Origin of the sequence: Cupriavidus sp. WGlv3 (assembly GCF_023952475.1) — a bacterium.
In the GTDB taxonomy this organism is placed as follows: Bacteria; Pseudomonadota; Gammaproteobacteria; order Burkholderiales; family Burkholderiaceae; genus Cupriavidus; species Cupriavidus phytorum.
In genome coordinates, this window is record NZ_JALHRX010000008.1 from 242730 (window position 1) to 257383 (window position 14654).

The 14654-nt window shown below is 70.5% G+C and carries 16 protein-coding genes and 1 pseudogene; 10 read left to right on the forward strand and 7 right to left on the reverse strand.

From position 1 onward, the window contains the following. Positions 1-39: 39 nt before the first annotated feature. Positions 40-768 (reverse strand): COG4648 family protein, encoded by a 729-nt coding sequence (locus MKD38_RS16040; protein WP_252678193.1) that lies wholly within the window; start codon positions 766-768, stop codon positions 40-42. 265 nt (positions 769-1033) lie between these two features. On the opposite strand from MKD38_RS16040, the gene MKD38_RS16045 reads away from it, so the two are divergent. Together MKD38_RS16045 and MKD38_RS16050 are read left to right on the forward strand one after the other, a co-directional pair. After that, on the forward strand, positions 1034-1294 hold the full coding sequence (locus MKD38_RS16045) for a phosphopantetheine-binding protein (RefSeq protein WP_252678194.1): 261 nt from the start codon (positions 1034-1036) through the stop codon (positions 1292-1294). A gap of 39 nt (positions 1295-1333) precedes the next feature. Then, the gene (locus tag MKD38_RS16050) at positions 1334-2155 is read left to right on the forward strand and encodes a glycosyltransferase family 2 protein (RefSeq protein ID WP_252678195.1); all 822 of its coding nucleotides are present in this window, start codon (positions 1334-1336) and stop codon (positions 2153-2155) included. Positions 2156-2224: 69 nt separating this feature from the next. Here the strand turns inward: MKD38_RS16050 and MKD38_RS16055 are convergent, their stop codons facing one another. Next, positions 2225-2401, reverse strand: a complete 177-nt coding sequence (locus MKD38_RS16055) for a glycine zipper 2TM domain-containing protein (protein WP_082819097.1) — start codon at positions 2399-2401, stop codon at positions 2225-2227. A 170-nt stretch (positions 2402-2571) separates the two neighbouring features. Beyond that, positions 2572-3459, reverse strand: a pseudogene (locus MKD38_RS16060) (NAD(P)-dependent oxidoreductase); the annotation flags it as partial. 264 nt (positions 3460-3723) lie between these two features. On the opposite strand from MKD38_RS16060, the gene MKD38_RS16065 reads away from it, so the two are divergent. Further along, positions 3724-3894: a hypothetical protein gene (locus MKD38_RS16065; RefSeq protein ID WP_252666461.1), complete on the forward strand. Its 171-nt coding sequence runs from the start codon at positions 3724-3726 to the stop codon at positions 3892-3894. Between the two features lie 11 nt (positions 3895-3905). On the opposite strand, the gene MKD38_RS16070 is transcribed toward MKD38_RS16065, so the two are convergent. Beyond that, positions 3906-4856 (reverse strand): LysR family transcriptional regulator, encoded by a 951-nt coding sequence (locus MKD38_RS16070; RefSeq protein WP_252678197.1) that lies wholly within the window; start codon positions 4854-4856, stop codon positions 3906-3908. 134 nt (positions 4857-4990) lie between these two features. On the opposite strand from MKD38_RS16070, the gene MKD38_RS16075 reads away from it, so the two are divergent. Beyond that, entirely contained in the window at positions 4991-5968 is a 978-nt protein-coding gene (locus MKD38_RS16075; protein ID WP_252678199.1) for a 3-hydroxyacyl-CoA dehydrogenase family protein, read from the forward strand. Next, entirely contained in the window at positions 5965-6852 is an 888-nt protein-coding gene (locus MKD38_RS16080; protein WP_252678201.1) for a beta-keto acid cleavage family enzyme, read from the forward strand. The genes MKD38_RS16075 and MKD38_RS16080 overlap by 4 nt, the downstream gene beginning before the upstream one ends. Positions 6853-6895: 43 nt before the next feature. On the opposite strand, the gene MKD38_RS16085 is transcribed toward MKD38_RS16080, so the two are convergent. Continuing rightward, positions 6896-7171 (reverse strand): hydroxyquinol 1,2-dioxygenase, encoded by a 276-nt coding sequence (locus MKD38_RS16085; RefSeq protein WP_252678203.1) that lies wholly within the window; start codon positions 7169-7171, stop codon positions 6896-6898. Between the two features lie 305 nt (positions 7172-7476). Between MKD38_RS16085 and MKD38_RS16090 the strand changes: the two genes are divergently transcribed. Continuing rightward, on the forward strand, positions 7477-7728 hold the full coding sequence (locus MKD38_RS16090) for an H-NS family nucleoid-associated regulatory protein (RefSeq protein ID WP_371925703.1): 252 nt from the start codon (positions 7477-7479) through the stop codon (positions 7726-7728). A 41-nt stretch (positions 7729-7769) separates the two neighbouring features. Here the strand turns inward: MKD38_RS16090 and MKD38_RS16095 are convergent, their stop codons facing one another. Then, entirely contained in the window at positions 7770-8207 is a 438-nt protein-coding gene (locus MKD38_RS16095; RefSeq protein WP_252678207.1) for a hypothetical protein, read from the reverse strand. Positions 8208-8416: 209 nt separating this feature from the next. Between MKD38_RS16095 and MKD38_RS16100 the strand changes: the two genes are divergently transcribed. The 4 genes from MKD38_RS16100 to MKD38_RS16115 all read left to right on the forward strand — a co-directional run bounded on the left by MKD38_RS16100 (position 8417) and on the right by MKD38_RS16115 (position 13551). After that, positions 8417-9106 carry a heavy metal response regulator transcription factor gene (locus MKD38_RS16100; RefSeq protein ID WP_018008628.1) on the forward strand — a complete coding sequence of 230 codons (690 nt, stop codon included), beginning with the start codon at positions 8417-8419 and terminating at the stop codon, positions 9104-9106. Further along, positions 9103-10572 carry a heavy metal sensor histidine kinase gene (locus MKD38_RS16105; protein ID WP_252678209.1) on the forward strand — a complete coding sequence of 490 codons (1470 nt, stop codon included), beginning with the start codon at positions 9103-9105 and terminating at the stop codon, positions 10570-10572. Before MKD38_RS16100 ends, MKD38_RS16105 begins: the two co-directional genes overlap by 4 nt. Positions 10573-10688: 116 nt before the next feature. After that, positions 10689-11099, forward strand: a complete 411-nt coding sequence (locus tag MKD38_RS16110) for a VOC family protein (RefSeq protein ID WP_252678211.1) — start codon at positions 10689-10691, stop codon at positions 11097-11099. Between the two features lie 346 nt (positions 11100-11445). After that, positions 11446-13551 (forward strand): heavy metal translocating P-type ATPase, encoded by a 2106-nt coding sequence (locus MKD38_RS16115; RefSeq protein ID WP_252678213.1) that lies wholly within the window; start codon positions 11446-11448, stop codon positions 13549-13551. Positions 13552-13642: 91 nt separating this feature from the next. Here the strand turns inward: MKD38_RS16115 and MKD38_RS16120 are convergent, their stop codons facing one another. After that, positions 13643-14548 (reverse strand): polysaccharide deacetylase family protein, encoded by a 906-nt coding sequence (locus tag MKD38_RS16120; protein ID WP_252678215.1) that lies wholly within the window; start codon positions 14546-14548, stop codon positions 13643-13645. Positions 14549-14654 lie beyond the last annotated feature (106 nt).

Below are 14654 nucleotides of genomic sequence, written 5' to 3' on the forward strand. Positions count from 1 at the left end.
TGTGCCTGTGGCGCGGGGCCGGGGCCGGATGGCGGCGCCTCAGCGCGGCAACCCGGGCCGGTCCGCACGGGCCGTCATCAGCGCGCGGTAGCCGTGCACGGCATCGAGCAGGCCGCGGTGGCGCATGTCCGGAAAGGCGATGCGGCGGTACAGGGCCTCGCCCACGAACATCAGCGCGATCAGCACCGGCGTGGCCAGGTTGGCGAAGCTGGACCAGGCCGTCACCGGCGCAAGCACGAACAGCAGCGTCGACACCCCCACCATCGCCGCGAAGAACAGCGTCCAGGCCTGGGTCACGCGCACCGTGTAGCGCGCATGCGCGGCGGACAGCGTGCCGTGGATGGCGGTGGCGATCTGGGTGCAGAGCGGGGTGCGGCCGCGGCGCAGGCTTAAGGCGAACATCGCGCCCAGCGCGGCATTGGCGCCGGCATGCTGCAGGTAGTAGGTCCAGCCGAAATGGCCGGACAGCGGCGCGCGCCAGAGCCACAGCGCTGCGCAGCCGGCGAGTAGCGCCAGCACGGCGGGCACGCGCCCGGCCAGCTGGCGGCAGGCCACGAAGCCGATCAGCAGGAACGGCGCCGCGCCGAGCCACAGCGCGGCCACCTCGGCGCCGGGCTGGTGCGCCGCGCGATGCAGGGCCGATTCGTAGGCCACGAAGGCCGCCACCGCGCCGATCCAGGCATGGCGCCGCCACCACGGGGCGGCAGCGTCCGGCGCAGGCATGGCGGCGGGCGGGGAAAGGCGGTCGACGGGCTGGCTCGAAGGCATCTGTGGCGGCTTGGTGTGTTGCGTAAGGCGCTTGGCGTGCAGTGCGCCGGAAAGGCACCGGGCGGCATGCGAAGCGAACGCTTTATACCCCAAAAGACCCTCCGGACGCGATCATGATTCCCCAATAGGTTGTTGATGTTGTTACTAAACTTCTCTCGACTGGCCCGGGAATGCCCCGTTTGATAGCATTCGGGTGCCCGACGCCCGCACCGGGATCCTCGTGCCCGGCACGGGCGGCGCAGCGGCGTTCCAGCCATCTAGCAACATGACCGAACTCGAAACCGAACTTGCCCGCCTGATCCTCGACGAACTCGACATCGCCGAACTGCGGCTGGAGGACGTCACCGCCGCCACCCCGCTCTACGGAGAAGGCTTCGGGCTGGATTCGATCGATATTCTCGAGATCGCCCTGCTGGTATCGCGCAAGTACGGCGTCGAACTGCGCTCGGACAATCCCGACAACAAGACCATCTTCACCTCCCTGGGCAGCCTGGCCGCCTACCTGGCGCAACACCGCACGCGCTAGCCCAGCCACCGTTTCCTCCAGCCCGGACAGGACCACGACATGCCGCAGCAAGCCACGCCCGCGCCGGCGCTGGTGGAAGGCGGCGCCGAGCCTTCGGCGACCCACCTGGTGCTGATCCCCAGCTATAACCCCGGCGAGCGCCTGCAGGAGGTGCTGCGCGGCGCGCGCGCGGCCTGGACCCCGGTGTGGGTGGTGGTCGACGGCAGCACCGACGGCAGCACGCAGTGGCTGCAGGCGCAGGCCGCCGCCGACCCGGGGCTGCAGGTGCTGGTGCTGCCGAGCAACCAGGGCAAGGGCGCCGCGGTGCTGCACGGCATCGACCGGGCCGCGGCCGCCGGCTACACGCATGTGCTGGTGATGGACTCCGACGGCCAGCATCCGGCCCACCTGATTCCCGTATTCATGGCGGCGTCGCAGCGCGACCCCGGCGCGATGGTGCTGGGCCGCCCGCGCTTCGACGCCAGCGCGCCGCGCGAGCGGGTCTACTGGCGCCGCATGTCCAACTTCTGGGTCGACGTGGAGACGCTGTGGGCCGGCATCGGCGATTCGCTGTTCGGCTTTCGCGTCTACCCGATCGCGCCGCTGCGTGCGGTGATGCAGCACAGCCACTGGATGCGGCGCTTCGATTTCGATCCGGAGGTGGCGGTGCGCTTGTGCTGGCGCGGCGTGCGTCCTGTCAACCTCGACGCGCCGGTGCGTTACTTCGGCAAGCGCGAGGGCGGCGTCTCCCACTTCCGCTACCTGCGCGACAACCTGCTGCTGACCGGCATGCACCTGCGGCTGCTGGCCGGCCTCGTGGTGCGGCTGCCAGTGCTGCTGTGGCGGCGCTTGCGCCGGTCGTCCAGCCACCACCCGGCGTAGCCCACGGCAAAAAAAAGGCCGCGCGCAGCGGCCTGGTTGCCAGTCAGCGGGGCGGCCCCTTAGGGGCCGTCAGTCGCCGAGCTCGTGGCCGATCACACCACCCACCACGGCGCCGCCGATGGTGCCGGCGGCACTGCCGTCGGTCAGTTCATGCCCGGCGACACCGCCGGCTACAGCGCCCGCCGCCGTACAGCCGGCCAGCGCCATGCTTGCGCCTACCAGAAGCGCGCCTGCGAGTTTCCACATGATGGTCTCCTGCCTCGTGGCCGGACCCGCCGCACGACGTCTCGGGAAGACATTGCAGCGGCCGGGCCCCCATGCGTCCACTTTAGGCGGGTGATGCAGCGCGGCCCTTCCGTGAGGCGCCGATTGCCCTGTAGGAATCGGACGACGGCAGGGGTGGCGTGCCCGTGGCCTCAGCCCTGGTCGCTGTGCTGGCGCAGCCGCTTGATCAGCGACGAGGTGTCGGCGCGGCCACAGCCCATCTGCTGCAGGTCGGCATAGAACTGGTCCACCAGCGCCGCGACCGGCAGGCCCGCGCCGTTGCGGCGGGCCTCGTCCAGGCACAGGCCCAGGTCCTTGCGCATCCAGTCCACCGCGAAGCCAAAGTCGAACCGGTTGTCGATCATGGTGGGGCCGCGGTTCTCGAGCTGCCAGGAACCGGCCGCGCCCTTGCTGATGACGTCCAGCACCAGGCGCATGTCCAGGCCCGCGCGCTCGCCGAAGGCGATGGCTTCGGACAGGCCCTGGATCAGGCCGGCGATGCTGATCTGGTTGACCATCTTGGCCAGCTGCCCGGCGCCGGATTCGCCGATGCGGGTGACGGCGCGCGCGTAGGCGGCGATGACCGGCTCGGCGCGCGCAAAGGCGTCGGCGTCGCCGCCGCACATGATGGTCAGGATGCCTTTTTCCGCGCCGACTTCGCCGCCCGAGACCGGGCCATCGACAAAGTGCAGGCCGCGCTCGCCGGCCGCCGCGCACAACTCGCGCGCGACGTTGGCGCTGGCGGTAGTGTGGTCGACGAAGATGCAACCGCTGGGCGCGCCGAAGAAGGCGCCGTCGCGCCCGGTCAGCACCGCGCGCAGGTCGTCGTCGTTGCCGACGCAGGAGCAGACCACCTGCGCATCGCGCACCGCCTGCGCAGGGGTGGCGGCGGCCTTGCCGCCGAAGCGCTCGACCCAGGCCTGCGCCCTGGCGGCGGTGCGGTTATAGACCGTGACCTCGTGGCCCTTGGCGGCCAGGTGGCCGGCCATATGGAAACCCATGACGCCCAGTCCGAGGAATGCGACACGCATGCTGCTGCTCCGTTGCTTGTTTGATGTTCGGGATCGGTGCGGCGCGGGGCGCCGGTCCCCGAGCGCCGGTCCCCGAGTATAAGGGCCGGGTGGCGCCGCGGACAGATACAGAACCGCGGGTGCTGTGGCATGACAGGCTCGGGGCGGCGAAGACCCTGACAAGTCACAAGCGGGTCAGAACCCGCCTACGCCAGCATCCGCCCTTGTCCTATCCCTTGCGCCGCGCACGCTGCCTACATTGAACACAGGTTGCACCCCCGAAGGAGCCGACTCATGTCATTCGCGCTATATATCATCGGCCTGCTGGTCCTGGTGGGCGGCATTGCCTGGGGCCTGTCGACGGCCGGGCTGGCGCCGGTCTATATCGGCATTGCCTGCCTGATCGTGCTCGGCATCGGCATCATGGCGGCCGTCTCGCGTACCCGTACCAAAGACCCTTCCTGACATCCCTGCTGTTACCCCGTCTTGCGGCTGCGGGCCGCCACCGCCTCCGCATCCTGCAGCGGCGGGCTGGCCAGCCGCGCGCGCACGGCCGCCGCCAGCTCGGCCGCCGCCGGCGACAGGCTGCGGTTGCGTGGGGTCACCAGGCCGATCGAGCGCTCGGTCACCGGCGCGGTCAGCAGCCGCTCGACAATGCCGGGCTGGCGCACCGTGCCGGCGGCGATCTCAGGCAGCGCGGCCACGCCGAAGCCGCATTCCACCATGGCCGCGATGGTAGCCAGGCGTTCGGCCTCGAACACCGGCTGGAAGCGGATGCGGTTCTGCAGGAAGGCCCATTCCGCGTACTGGCGCACGCTGCTGGGATGGGTCATCGACACATGCGGCGCGGCGGCGGTATCGGCCCAGCGCAGCGGGCCCGGGCTGCGCGCCAGCGGGTGCGCCGACGGGATCAGCAGCACGAAGCGGTCCGATAGCAGCGGCTCGTACTGCAGGTCTGCCTGCTGCGGGTTGGCAGCGGTCAGCGCGAAATCCACATCGCCGGCGCGCACCAGGTCGAAGGCCGGCCCGGACAGGGTGTCGAACACCTTCAGCGCGACCTCGGGACGGGCCTGGTGGTAGGCCATCAGTACCCGCGGCAGCACCCGCGCCGCCAGCGATGGCAGCGCGGCCACCGCCACCTGGCCACGCTCGGCGCTGGCGATGCCGGTGACGGCGTCGATGGCGCCGCGGAACGCCGCCTGCAGCAGCGCGGCCTGCTGCATGAAGACCTGGCCCGCCGCGGTCAGGCGCACGGTGCGGGTGGTGCGGTCGAACAGGCGCACGCCCAGCGCTTCCTCGATGCGCAGGATCTGCGTGGACAGGGCGGATTGCGACAGGTGCAACTGGCTGGCGGCCTGGCGGAAGTTCAGCGTGCGGCCCAGCACCAGCGTGGTTTCGATGTCGCGCATCGACAGGTTGATGTTCATGCGAGCGGCGGTACGGCGGCAGCCGTGGCCGGACCCTCAAGTCGATTGATCTGGTTTGGTGATCATTTTATCCAGAAAATCGACTTCTTCAATCAAAGCGGCTTCTCTACACTGGCGGGATGCCAGGAGAAACCATGTCCAACGCCACCCCCGCGTCAACGCCATCCACCCTGAGCCGGCCAGGCGCCGCCCATGCCGTGGTGGTGGGCGGCGGCACCATGGGCGCCGATGTCGCCGTGGTGCTGACCCGCGCGCTGTGCCGCACCACCATGGTCGAACCCGATGCCGGGCGTGCCGGCGCGCTGCCCGCGCGCGTGGGCGCCAACCTCGCCGCAATCGGCCGTGAAGCGGGCGCGGAACGGCTTGCGGTGGCGGCGACGCTCGACGCCGTGGACTGGGCATCGGTCGACCTGGTGATCGAATGCATACCCGAGGACCTGGCGCTGAAGCAGGCGCTGTTTGCCGAGCTGGTGGCGCGTGCGCGCCCGCACACGCTGCTGGCCAGCAACAGCTCCAGCTTCCCCATCAGCGCGATCGGCGCCGGCCTGGACACGCGTGAACGCATGCTTGGCCTGCACTTCTTCATGCCGGCGCACCTGGTGCCGTTGGTCGAGGTGGTGATGGCCGAGGCCAGCGACGAGGGCCATGCCGACGCGCTGGCCACGTTCATGCGCCGCTGCGGCATGGTGCCGGTGAAGGTGCGCAAGGACCTGCCCGGCTTCCTCGCCAACCGGCTGCAGCATGCGCTGTCGCGCGAGGCCTTCAGCCTGATCGACCGCGGCATTGCCTCGCCCGAGGACGTCGATGCGGCGGTGCGCTTCGGCTTCGGCTTTCGCTTCCTGGCGGCGGGACCGGTGCTGCAGCGCGACCACGCCGGCATCGACGTGCATGCGGCCGCCGGCGCCACCATGTACCCGACCTTCTGCAACGACGACCATCCCGCGCGCTGCCTGTCCGAGCGCGCCGCCGACGGTCGCCACGGCATGAAGCGCGGCGAAGGTTTTTACGCATGGACGCCCGAAACCATCGCCGCCGAGCGCGCGCGCTATGACCAACTGCTGCGCGCCGGCCTGGCGCTGATCGCGCCCGAACTGCCCGAGATCCAGCCATGACCCATACCCCCTCCCAGGCCGGCACTGAGACTGCCGCGCAGCGCGCCGCACTGGCCGACTCGCCGCTGATCGTCACCGTGGCGCCCAACGGCGCCTACAAGCGCGCCAGCGACCATCCCGCGGTGCCGCTGACCGCGGCGGCGCTGGCGGCGGAAGCGCGTGCCTGCCTCGAAGCCGGCGCCGCCATGATGCATATGCACGTGCGCGATGCCGAGGGCCGCCATTCGCTAGATGTGCAGACCTACCGCGACGCGCTGGCGGCAGTCAGGCAGGCCGTCGGCGACGCGCTGCTGGTGCAGGTGACCAGCGAGGCCGCCGGCGTGTACCAGGCCGCCGAGCAGATGGCGATGGTGCGCGCGCTGCGCCCCGAGGCGGTCTCGGTCGGCCTGCGCGAAGTCGCGGTGCCGGAAATCGCGGACAGCGAACTGGCGGCGTTCTTCGCCTGGCTGGCGCGCGAACGCGTGATGACGCAGGTGATCCTGTATGACGCGGCCGACGTGCGCCGCTGGCAGCAAATGCGCGCGCGCGGCATGGTGCCGCCGGGTGCGTGGTCGGTGCTGTATGTGCTGGGACGCTACGCGGCGGGACAGGTGTCGTCGCCGCACGACCTGCTGCCGTTCCTGCAGGCCGCCGCCGAGGGTGGCGATGCGCTGCCGTGGGCGATCTGCGCGTTCGGTCGCGAGGAGAATGCCTGCGTGACCGCGGCCGCCGCGTTCGGCGGCCATGTGCGGGTGGGCTTCGAGAACAACCTGCTGTTGCGCGACGGCAGCCGTGCGCCCGGCAACCATGCGCTGGTGGCGCAGGCGGTGCAGGGCGGGCTGACGCTTGGCCGGCCGATCGCGGTCGCGGCCGATGCGCGCCGCATCTACGGCGAGGTGCGCTGAGGAGGGCGCGCCGCGCGGCGCTTTAATGAGCCGTCAGGGGCCATCAGGCGCCGTCGCTGAAGCTGTCGCGCGGGCCGTTGGGGTTGTGGGCACCGTCGGCGAACGGGTTGCGCGCGCCGGTCGCGGTGTGCGCGCCATCGGCAAAGGTGCTGCGGGTGCCGGTCGCGGCGTTGGCACCGTCGGTGAACGGGCTGCGCGTGCTGGTGATGCCGTGCGCGCCATCGCTGAACGGATCGACGCTGCGTGGCGCGGCTTGCGCGGCGCCGGCAACGCCGGCAATAAGGGCGGTGGCGACAAAGACTTGCCTGAGTGCATGCATGGATCGCTTCTCCGTAAGGTTGCCGGCCCGGAATGGGCGGCGGTGTGGCTAGTCTAGGTGTCGGCCACCCACACGAGCATGACCGCCACATGACAATGCCGTCATCCCGCGGGCATTAGTCGGCACCGCAAGCACGCCGGAGAAGCTGCCGCCGGGCAAAGGCTGTAGAATCATGGCTGTCCGACCGGCCTGTGGTTCCATCGCCGGTTTTTCATTGCCCGCGGAAATGCAGCGGGCCTCTCACAAGAGTCATGTCCGAGTCTGATTCAGCCAAACTCGCTGCGGTGGCGTGGATCCGCGAGCAAATGGACCGTCATGCCCTGACCCTCGACGACCTGGTCGAGGCCGGGTGCTTCGACAACGTTGCGACGGCATCGGCAGGCGCCGAAGAAGCCGCGCCGTCGGCGGCCACCGCCGCGGCGCCGAAGCCCGCGGGCGCGCGCCCGTTGTACCGCAATGCCCTGGGCCAGAGCTGGGACGGGCAGGGCGAATATCCTGACTGGCTGCAGCGGGCGGTCAACGCCGGGCAGTCGATCGAATTTTTCCGCGTCGATTAAGTCGCTGCCAGGTCCCTGCTAATTCCGTGTGAGCGTCGAGCTCAGCAGTGCGGGGGCAGCAGCCGCAGCACCGGCAGCATCGGCAGGATGCCGGTGAATGCCGCCGGCGTGGCCATGGGCGCCACATGAGAGCGGTGCACGAACACCTCGGGCGGCAGCTCGCGCAGCACGTCGGCAGCCGCGGCAGGCTGCGGGGCAGTGCCCGCGGCAGTGTCCTGCGGAGCCTCCGGCTCGCCCAGCTGCAACGGCGCGCCGGCGCCGGCCGGCTCGGCCATCACGCGCACCGCGCTGCCGCCGCAGCCCGCGTCGGCGGCGCCGTCCAGCGACGCTTCCGCTGCCAGCTTGGCCGCGACATGGCGGTCCGGCAGCGACAGGGCAGCCGCCTGCACCGCGCCGCACATCCGGGCGTCCGCCGCGATGCCCGCAGCGGGCGCAAGCAGGGCAAGGGACAGCAACAAGGAGCTAGGCAGGCGTTTCATCGCAGGGAAACCGGCAGAATGGGAGACGGTGCGCGCGGGACAGTCGCGCGCACGGGAGGTGAGCGCGCATTCTACCGGGGATCTGCGCGGCCATGCCGTGTTAATGCGTTGGCATGGCGATGACATTTCTGCAATCTTTACCCATTTGCCGCCATCCTCGGCTAGCGTTACGCCATGGCGGCACTGGGCCGCCCGAAAGTGACTGAATCATGCGTATCCTGATTGTCGAGGACGAACCCAAGGCAGGCGACTACCTGCACAAGGGCCTGACCGAATCCGGCTTCGTGGTGGACCTGGCGCGCGACGGCGCGGACGGCCTGGCCCACGCGCGCGAGCATCCCTATGACCTGATCGTGCTGGACGTGATGCTGCCCGGCCTGGACGGCTGGGAAGTGCTGCGCGAACTGCGCCGCGAGCGCGACACGCCGGTGCTGTTCCTGACCGCGCGCGACGAGCTGTCGGACCGCCTCAAGGGCCTCGAGCTCGGCGCCGACGACTACATGGTCAAGCCCTTTGCCTTTGCCGAGCTGGTGCTGCGCATCCGCACCATCCTGCGCCGCGGCCCGCTGCGCGAGAGCGAATTCATCGAAGTGGCCGACCTGCAGATCGACGCCATCCGCCGCCGCGTGGTGCGCGCCGGCCAGAAGATCGACCTGACCTCGAAGGAGTTCGCGCTGCTGTACCTGCTGGCGCGCCGGCGCGGCGAGGTGCTGTCGCGCTCGCTGATCGCCTCGCAGGTGTGGGATGTCAATTTCGACAGCAACACCAATGTGGTCGACGTGTCGATCCGGCGCCTGCGCGCCAAGGTCGACGACCCGTTCCCGCGCAAGCTGATCCATACGCGGCGCGGCATGGGCTATGTGCTGGACGACGGCGACGAGCGGGTGCAGGACGCATGATGCGGCTGCCGTCTTCGCTTACCACGCGGCTGGCGCTGGCCTACGGGCTGGCCACCGCGGCGATCCTGGCCAGCGTGGCGGCCTACCTGTCGAGCGCGCTGTCGGCCCAGCTCGAAGGGCGCGACGAGAGCGAGCTGGTGGGCGAGGTGCTGCTGGTGCGCCACCTGCTGCGCGAGGTGCGCAGCGAAGCCGAGATCCGCGCCGATACCCACCGCTTTGCCGATATCGCGATGGGCCACGAGGGCCTGATCCTGGTGGTGCGCACGCGCCAGGGCGAGCCGCTGGTGACGCTGAACCCGCGCAACGAGACCGTGCCGCCGCTGCGCGTGCTGCCGGCCACCACGCAGCCCGAGAAGGGCATGCTGCAGACCTGGCGCCCCAAGAACGGCGTGCCCTCGCGCGGCATTGCCGCGCTGGGCCAGCTGGGCGACTCGGACAAGGCCGTCGAAATCGTGGTGCTGCGCGATGCCGGCTATCGCGTGGCGCTGATCCGCGAGTATCGCCACCAGTTGCTGTGGGCCACGCTGTGCGGCGCCGCGGTGGCCGCCGGGCTGGGCTTTGCGCTGGCGCGGCGCGCGCTGCGGCCGCTGCGGCGCATGGCCGCCGACGCCGCCGCGGTCACCACCAGCCGCCTGGCCACGCGGCTCGACGTGGGCAGCGCGCCGGCGGAGCTGCGCGAACTGGCGGCCGCGCTCAACGACATGCTGGCGCGGCTGCAGGACAGCTTTTCGCGGCTGTCCGAGTTCTCGGCCGACCTGGCACATGATTTCCGCACGCCGATCAGCAACCTGATCGGGCAGACCCAGGTCACGCTGGCACAGAGCCGCAAGAGCGCCGAGTATGAAGCGCTGCTCGAGTCCAACCTGGAGGAGTACGAGCGCCTGGCCCGCATGATCGAGAACATGCTGTTCCTCGCGCGCGCCGACCATGCGCAGGTGGCGCTGGACGTGCGCACGCTGGACGCGCGCGAAGAGCTCGACAAGATGGCCGAGTACTTCGAAGCCGTGGCGGCGGACCGCGAGGTGGTGCTGACGGTCTCCGGCTCCGCGCCGGTGGAGGCCGACCAGACGCTGCTGCGGCGCGCGGTGACCAACCTGCTCGACAACGCGCTGCGCCATGCGCCGGCGGGCAGCACGGTGCGGGTCGACGTCGCGCGCGCGCCGACGGCCGCGGGCACCGGCACCGGCGGCGCTACGGGCACCAGCATCCGCGTCAGCAACCCCGGCCCGGCGATTCCGCCGGAGACGCTGCCGCATATCTTCGGCCGCTTCTATCGCGCCGATCCGTCGCGGCGCAACTCGGCGGCGTCGACCGGGCTGGGCCTGGCCATCGTCGACACCATCATGCGGCTGCACGGCGGCAGCGTGACGGTGCGCAGCGTCGACGGACTGACCGTGTTCACGCTGCAGTTCCCGGCTGAGCCGGTGCCGATGTCGCTGCCTTCCGCCCCCGCGGCTGTATCCTGAGTCCGCTCTTGCACTTGCCTTGCGCGCGCGGATAATGGCGCGCGTGCCGGGCGCGCCGCTGCGGCGCGTCCGGCAGTTCCATGTCATGCAACCCGATGGATAACCAGGAGAGCAACATGCAGGTGCAACCTTATCTGGACTTCGGCGGCCGCTTCGACGAGGCGGTGGCTTTTTACGGCAAGGTGCTGGGAGCGCAGGTCACGTTTGCGATGCGCTACAAGGAAGCGCCGCAGGACCAGGGCATGGCGGTGCCCGATGACTGGAAGGACAAGGTGATGCACGCCAATCTCCAGATTGGCGAGAACCAGGTGATGGCTTCCGACGGCCGTCCCGGCGAGCGCCCGGCATTCAGCGGCTTCAGCCTGTCGGTAGGCGAGGTCAGCCGCGACGAAGGCCAGCGTATCTTCGACGGCCTGAGCCAGGGCGGCCAGGTGGTGGTGCCGTACCAGAAGACCTTCTGGGCCGAAGGCTTCGGCATGCTGGTGGACCGCTTCGGCATGTCGTGGATGGTCAACTGCGAGCACTAGCGGCCCGCCGCGGCATGGCCGGCACCACGACGGCCATGCCGCTTGACTCTGTAGCCACTACAGGGTCTTCAATGTCATCAGGTCAAACCAGCGCGAACAACAAGACATGGCTCGCACGTCACCTGAAGACGCTCTTCCACACGATCACGCCGTACAGCACGATAGGTCGCATGGCGCCTGCCATGCGCATGAGCACGATCACCACGGCCACGCTCACGCTCACGCCCCGGAACCGGCACCTGCCGCGTGTTGCGGCGGCGGGTGCGCGTCCACCGTCGCGCTGACGCCGCCGGCTCGGGTCGAGGTACCGGCCGGCGCAAGCACCGCTGCCTGGCGCATCGACGCCATGGATTGCCCCACCGAGGAAACGCTGATCCGCAACAAGCTGGGCGGCATGGCCGGCATCGCCGCGCTCGAATTCAACCTGATCCAGCGCGTGCTGACGGTGCACCACACGCTGCCGTCGGCGGAGCCGGTGGCCCGCGCGATCGAAAGCCTGGGCATGCGGCCGGTCCCGCTCAGCGCCGAAGCCGCGCAGCAGGTCCTGCCCGAAACCACCGCACGCAAGCCATGGTGGCCGCTGGCGCTGGCCGGTGTCGCCGCGCTGGGGGCCGAGGCGACGGAATGGCTGGGCCTGGGTTTGCCGTGGCTGCCGGCGGTGCTGGCGCTGGCGGCGGTGGCACTGGGCGGGCTCACCACCTACCGCAAGGGCTGGATCGCGCTGCGCAACGGCAACCTGAACATCAACGCGCTGATGAGCATCGCCGTGACCGGCGCGCTGCTGTTGCGCCAGTGGCCGGAAGCCGCGATGGTCATGGTGCTGTTCGCGCTGGCCGAGCGCATCGAGGCGGCGTCGCTGGACCGCGCCCGCAATGCCATCCGCGGCCTGATGGCGATGGCGCCGGAACTTGCCACGGTGCGCCGCGCCGATGGCAGCTGGGACACCGTGCCGGCCGCTGGCGTGGCCGTCGGCACGCTGGTGCGCTTGCGCCCGGGCGAGCGCGTGGCGCTCGACGGCAAGGTCGTGCGCGGCCAGTCGGCGCTGGACCAGGCGCCCATCACCGGCGAAAGCGTGCCGGTCGACAAGGCCGAGGGCGATGCGCTCTACGCGGGCTCGATCAACCAGTCCGCCGAGCTCGAATACACCGTGACCGCGCCCGCCAGCGACTCGACGCTGGCGCGCATCATCCACGCGGTCGAGGCCGCGCAGGGCAGCCGCGCACCCACGCAGCGCTTTGTCGACCAGTTCGCACGCATCTACACGCCCACGGTGTTCGCGATCGCGCTGGCGGTGGCGGTGGTGCCGCCGCTGCTGGCGGGCGGCGGCTGGGTGGACTGGATCTACAAGGCGCTGGTGCTGCTGGTGATCGCCTGCCCGTGCGCGTTGGTCATCTCGACGCCCGTCACCATCGTCAGCGGGCTGGCCGCGGCGGCGCGGCGCGGCATCCTGGTCAAGGGCGGGGTCTACCTGGAGCAGGGCCGCGAGCTGGCCTGGGTGGCGCTGGACAAGACCGGCACCATCACGCACGGCAAGCCCGCGCAGACCGACCACGCGCTGCTGGCCGACGATGTCCCGCACGCGCGCGCCATTGCCGCCAGCCTGGCGGCGCGCTCCGACCATCCGGTCTCGCGCGCGGTGGCCACCGCGGCGCAGGCCGACGGCATTGCCACGCTGTCGGTGGAAACGTTCGAGGCGCTGGCCGGACGCGGCACGCGCGGCACGGTGCAGGGCGTCGAATACCGGCTCGGCAACCACCGGCTGGTGCATGAGATGGGCGCATGCTCGCCGGCGCTGGAAGCGCGGCTCGAGGCGCTGGAGCGCGAGGGCAAGACCGTGGTGCTGCTGGCGCGGGTGGACGGCCGGGGCGCGGCCACCGCGCTGGCGCTGTTCGCGGTGGCCGACACCGTGCGCGACACCAGCCGCCAGGCGATTGCCGAGCTGCATGCGCTGGGCGTCAAGACGCTGATGCTGTCCGGCGATAACCCGCACACGGCACAGGCGATCGCGGCGCAGGTCGGCATCGACGAAGCGCGCGGCAATCAGCTGCCGCAGGACAAGGCCGATGCCATCGCCGCGCTGGCGGACGCGGCCCATGCCCGCGGCGGCCGCATCGGCATGGTCGGCGACGGCATCAACGACGCCCCGGCGCTGGCGCGTGCCGACGTCGGCTTCGCCATGGGCGCCGCCGGCACCGACACCGCGATCGAGACCGCCGACGTGGCGCTGATGGACGACGACCTGCGCAAGATCCCGGCCTTCGTCCGGCTGTCGCGCCGCACCGCCAGCATCCTCAGGCAGAACATCGCGCTGGCGCTCGGTATCAAGGCCGTGTTCCTGGTGCTGACGGTGCTGGGGATGGGGACGATGTGGATGGCGGTGTTCGCCGATATGGGGGCGAGCTTGCTGGTGGTGTTCAATGGGCTGCGTGTGGGGGCGCGGCGCGGGGGGTGATCACTGCAAGGAGGTGTATCACGCTCGCGGTTTGCTCCCCTCTCCCGCCTGCGGGAGAGGGGAGCCTTGCTCATACGGCGTGGGCTGCGATTCAGCGCAATGCCACGTTGGGCTGCACGATCAACTCCCCGCTCCGCCCCGGAATCTCCCCCCACGTCACCGGCAGGCGCGGCAGCGTCGTGCAATCCAGCCCGCGATACCACGTGCCCATCGACACCAGCTCGTGCCCCTGCGCACGCCAGCCCGCCAGCAGCCGTTCGAACACGTGCGCCAGCTTGCCGCCTTCGAGCTCGGCATGCAGCGTGAACACATGGTCGCGCGTGCCTGCGGTCAGTTTCAGCAGGGCCGTGTGGACGTTGTCCTCGGTCAGGCCGTCGGTGCCGATCAGCTCGTCCAGCGTCGGCAGCGTGGTCGGCATCTGCACGTGGCGGCAAGGCACGCCGGCGATGGTGGGGATATAGGGCGCGGTGCCGCGGCCGTCAGAGGCGTAGGCCATGTCCCAGATGTCGATCTGGCGGAACGCGGCCTCGTTCATTTGCCAGCCGGCCGCACCGTGCGTGGCCGGAGGCTCGCCGAAGATCTCGCGGAAGCGCGCGAAGGCGCGCTGCATCTGGTCGCGGGTCCAGGCGGTATCGCGCTCGCGCACGTTGTCCTGCCAGTAGACGTGGTCCCAGGTGTGGATGCCACATTCATGCCCGGCGGCGCGCGCCGCGCGCATCTCGGCGGCGCCCTTGCGGCCGATATCCGGACCGGGCAGCAGCACGCCGTACATCAGCGTGCGCAAGCCGTAGTTCGACACCACCGAGGTGCGCGACACCTTGCGCAGGAAGCCAGGCCGGAACACGCGCCGCAGCGCCCAGCCGGTATGGTCCGGGCCCAGGCTGAACAGGAAGGTGGCCTGCGCCTGCGCGGCCGCCAGCAGCGACAGCAGCCGGGGCACGCCTTGGCGCGTGCCGCGCAGCGTGTCGACGTCGACCTTCAGGGCGATCCGTGCCATGTGCGTGCGCGCTCAGTTGCCGGAATCGACCAGCGTGCGGGCCTCGACCACCTTGCCCCGGTACGCCTCGAAGATGCGCCGCAGCGCCGCTTCCATGCCGATCTCG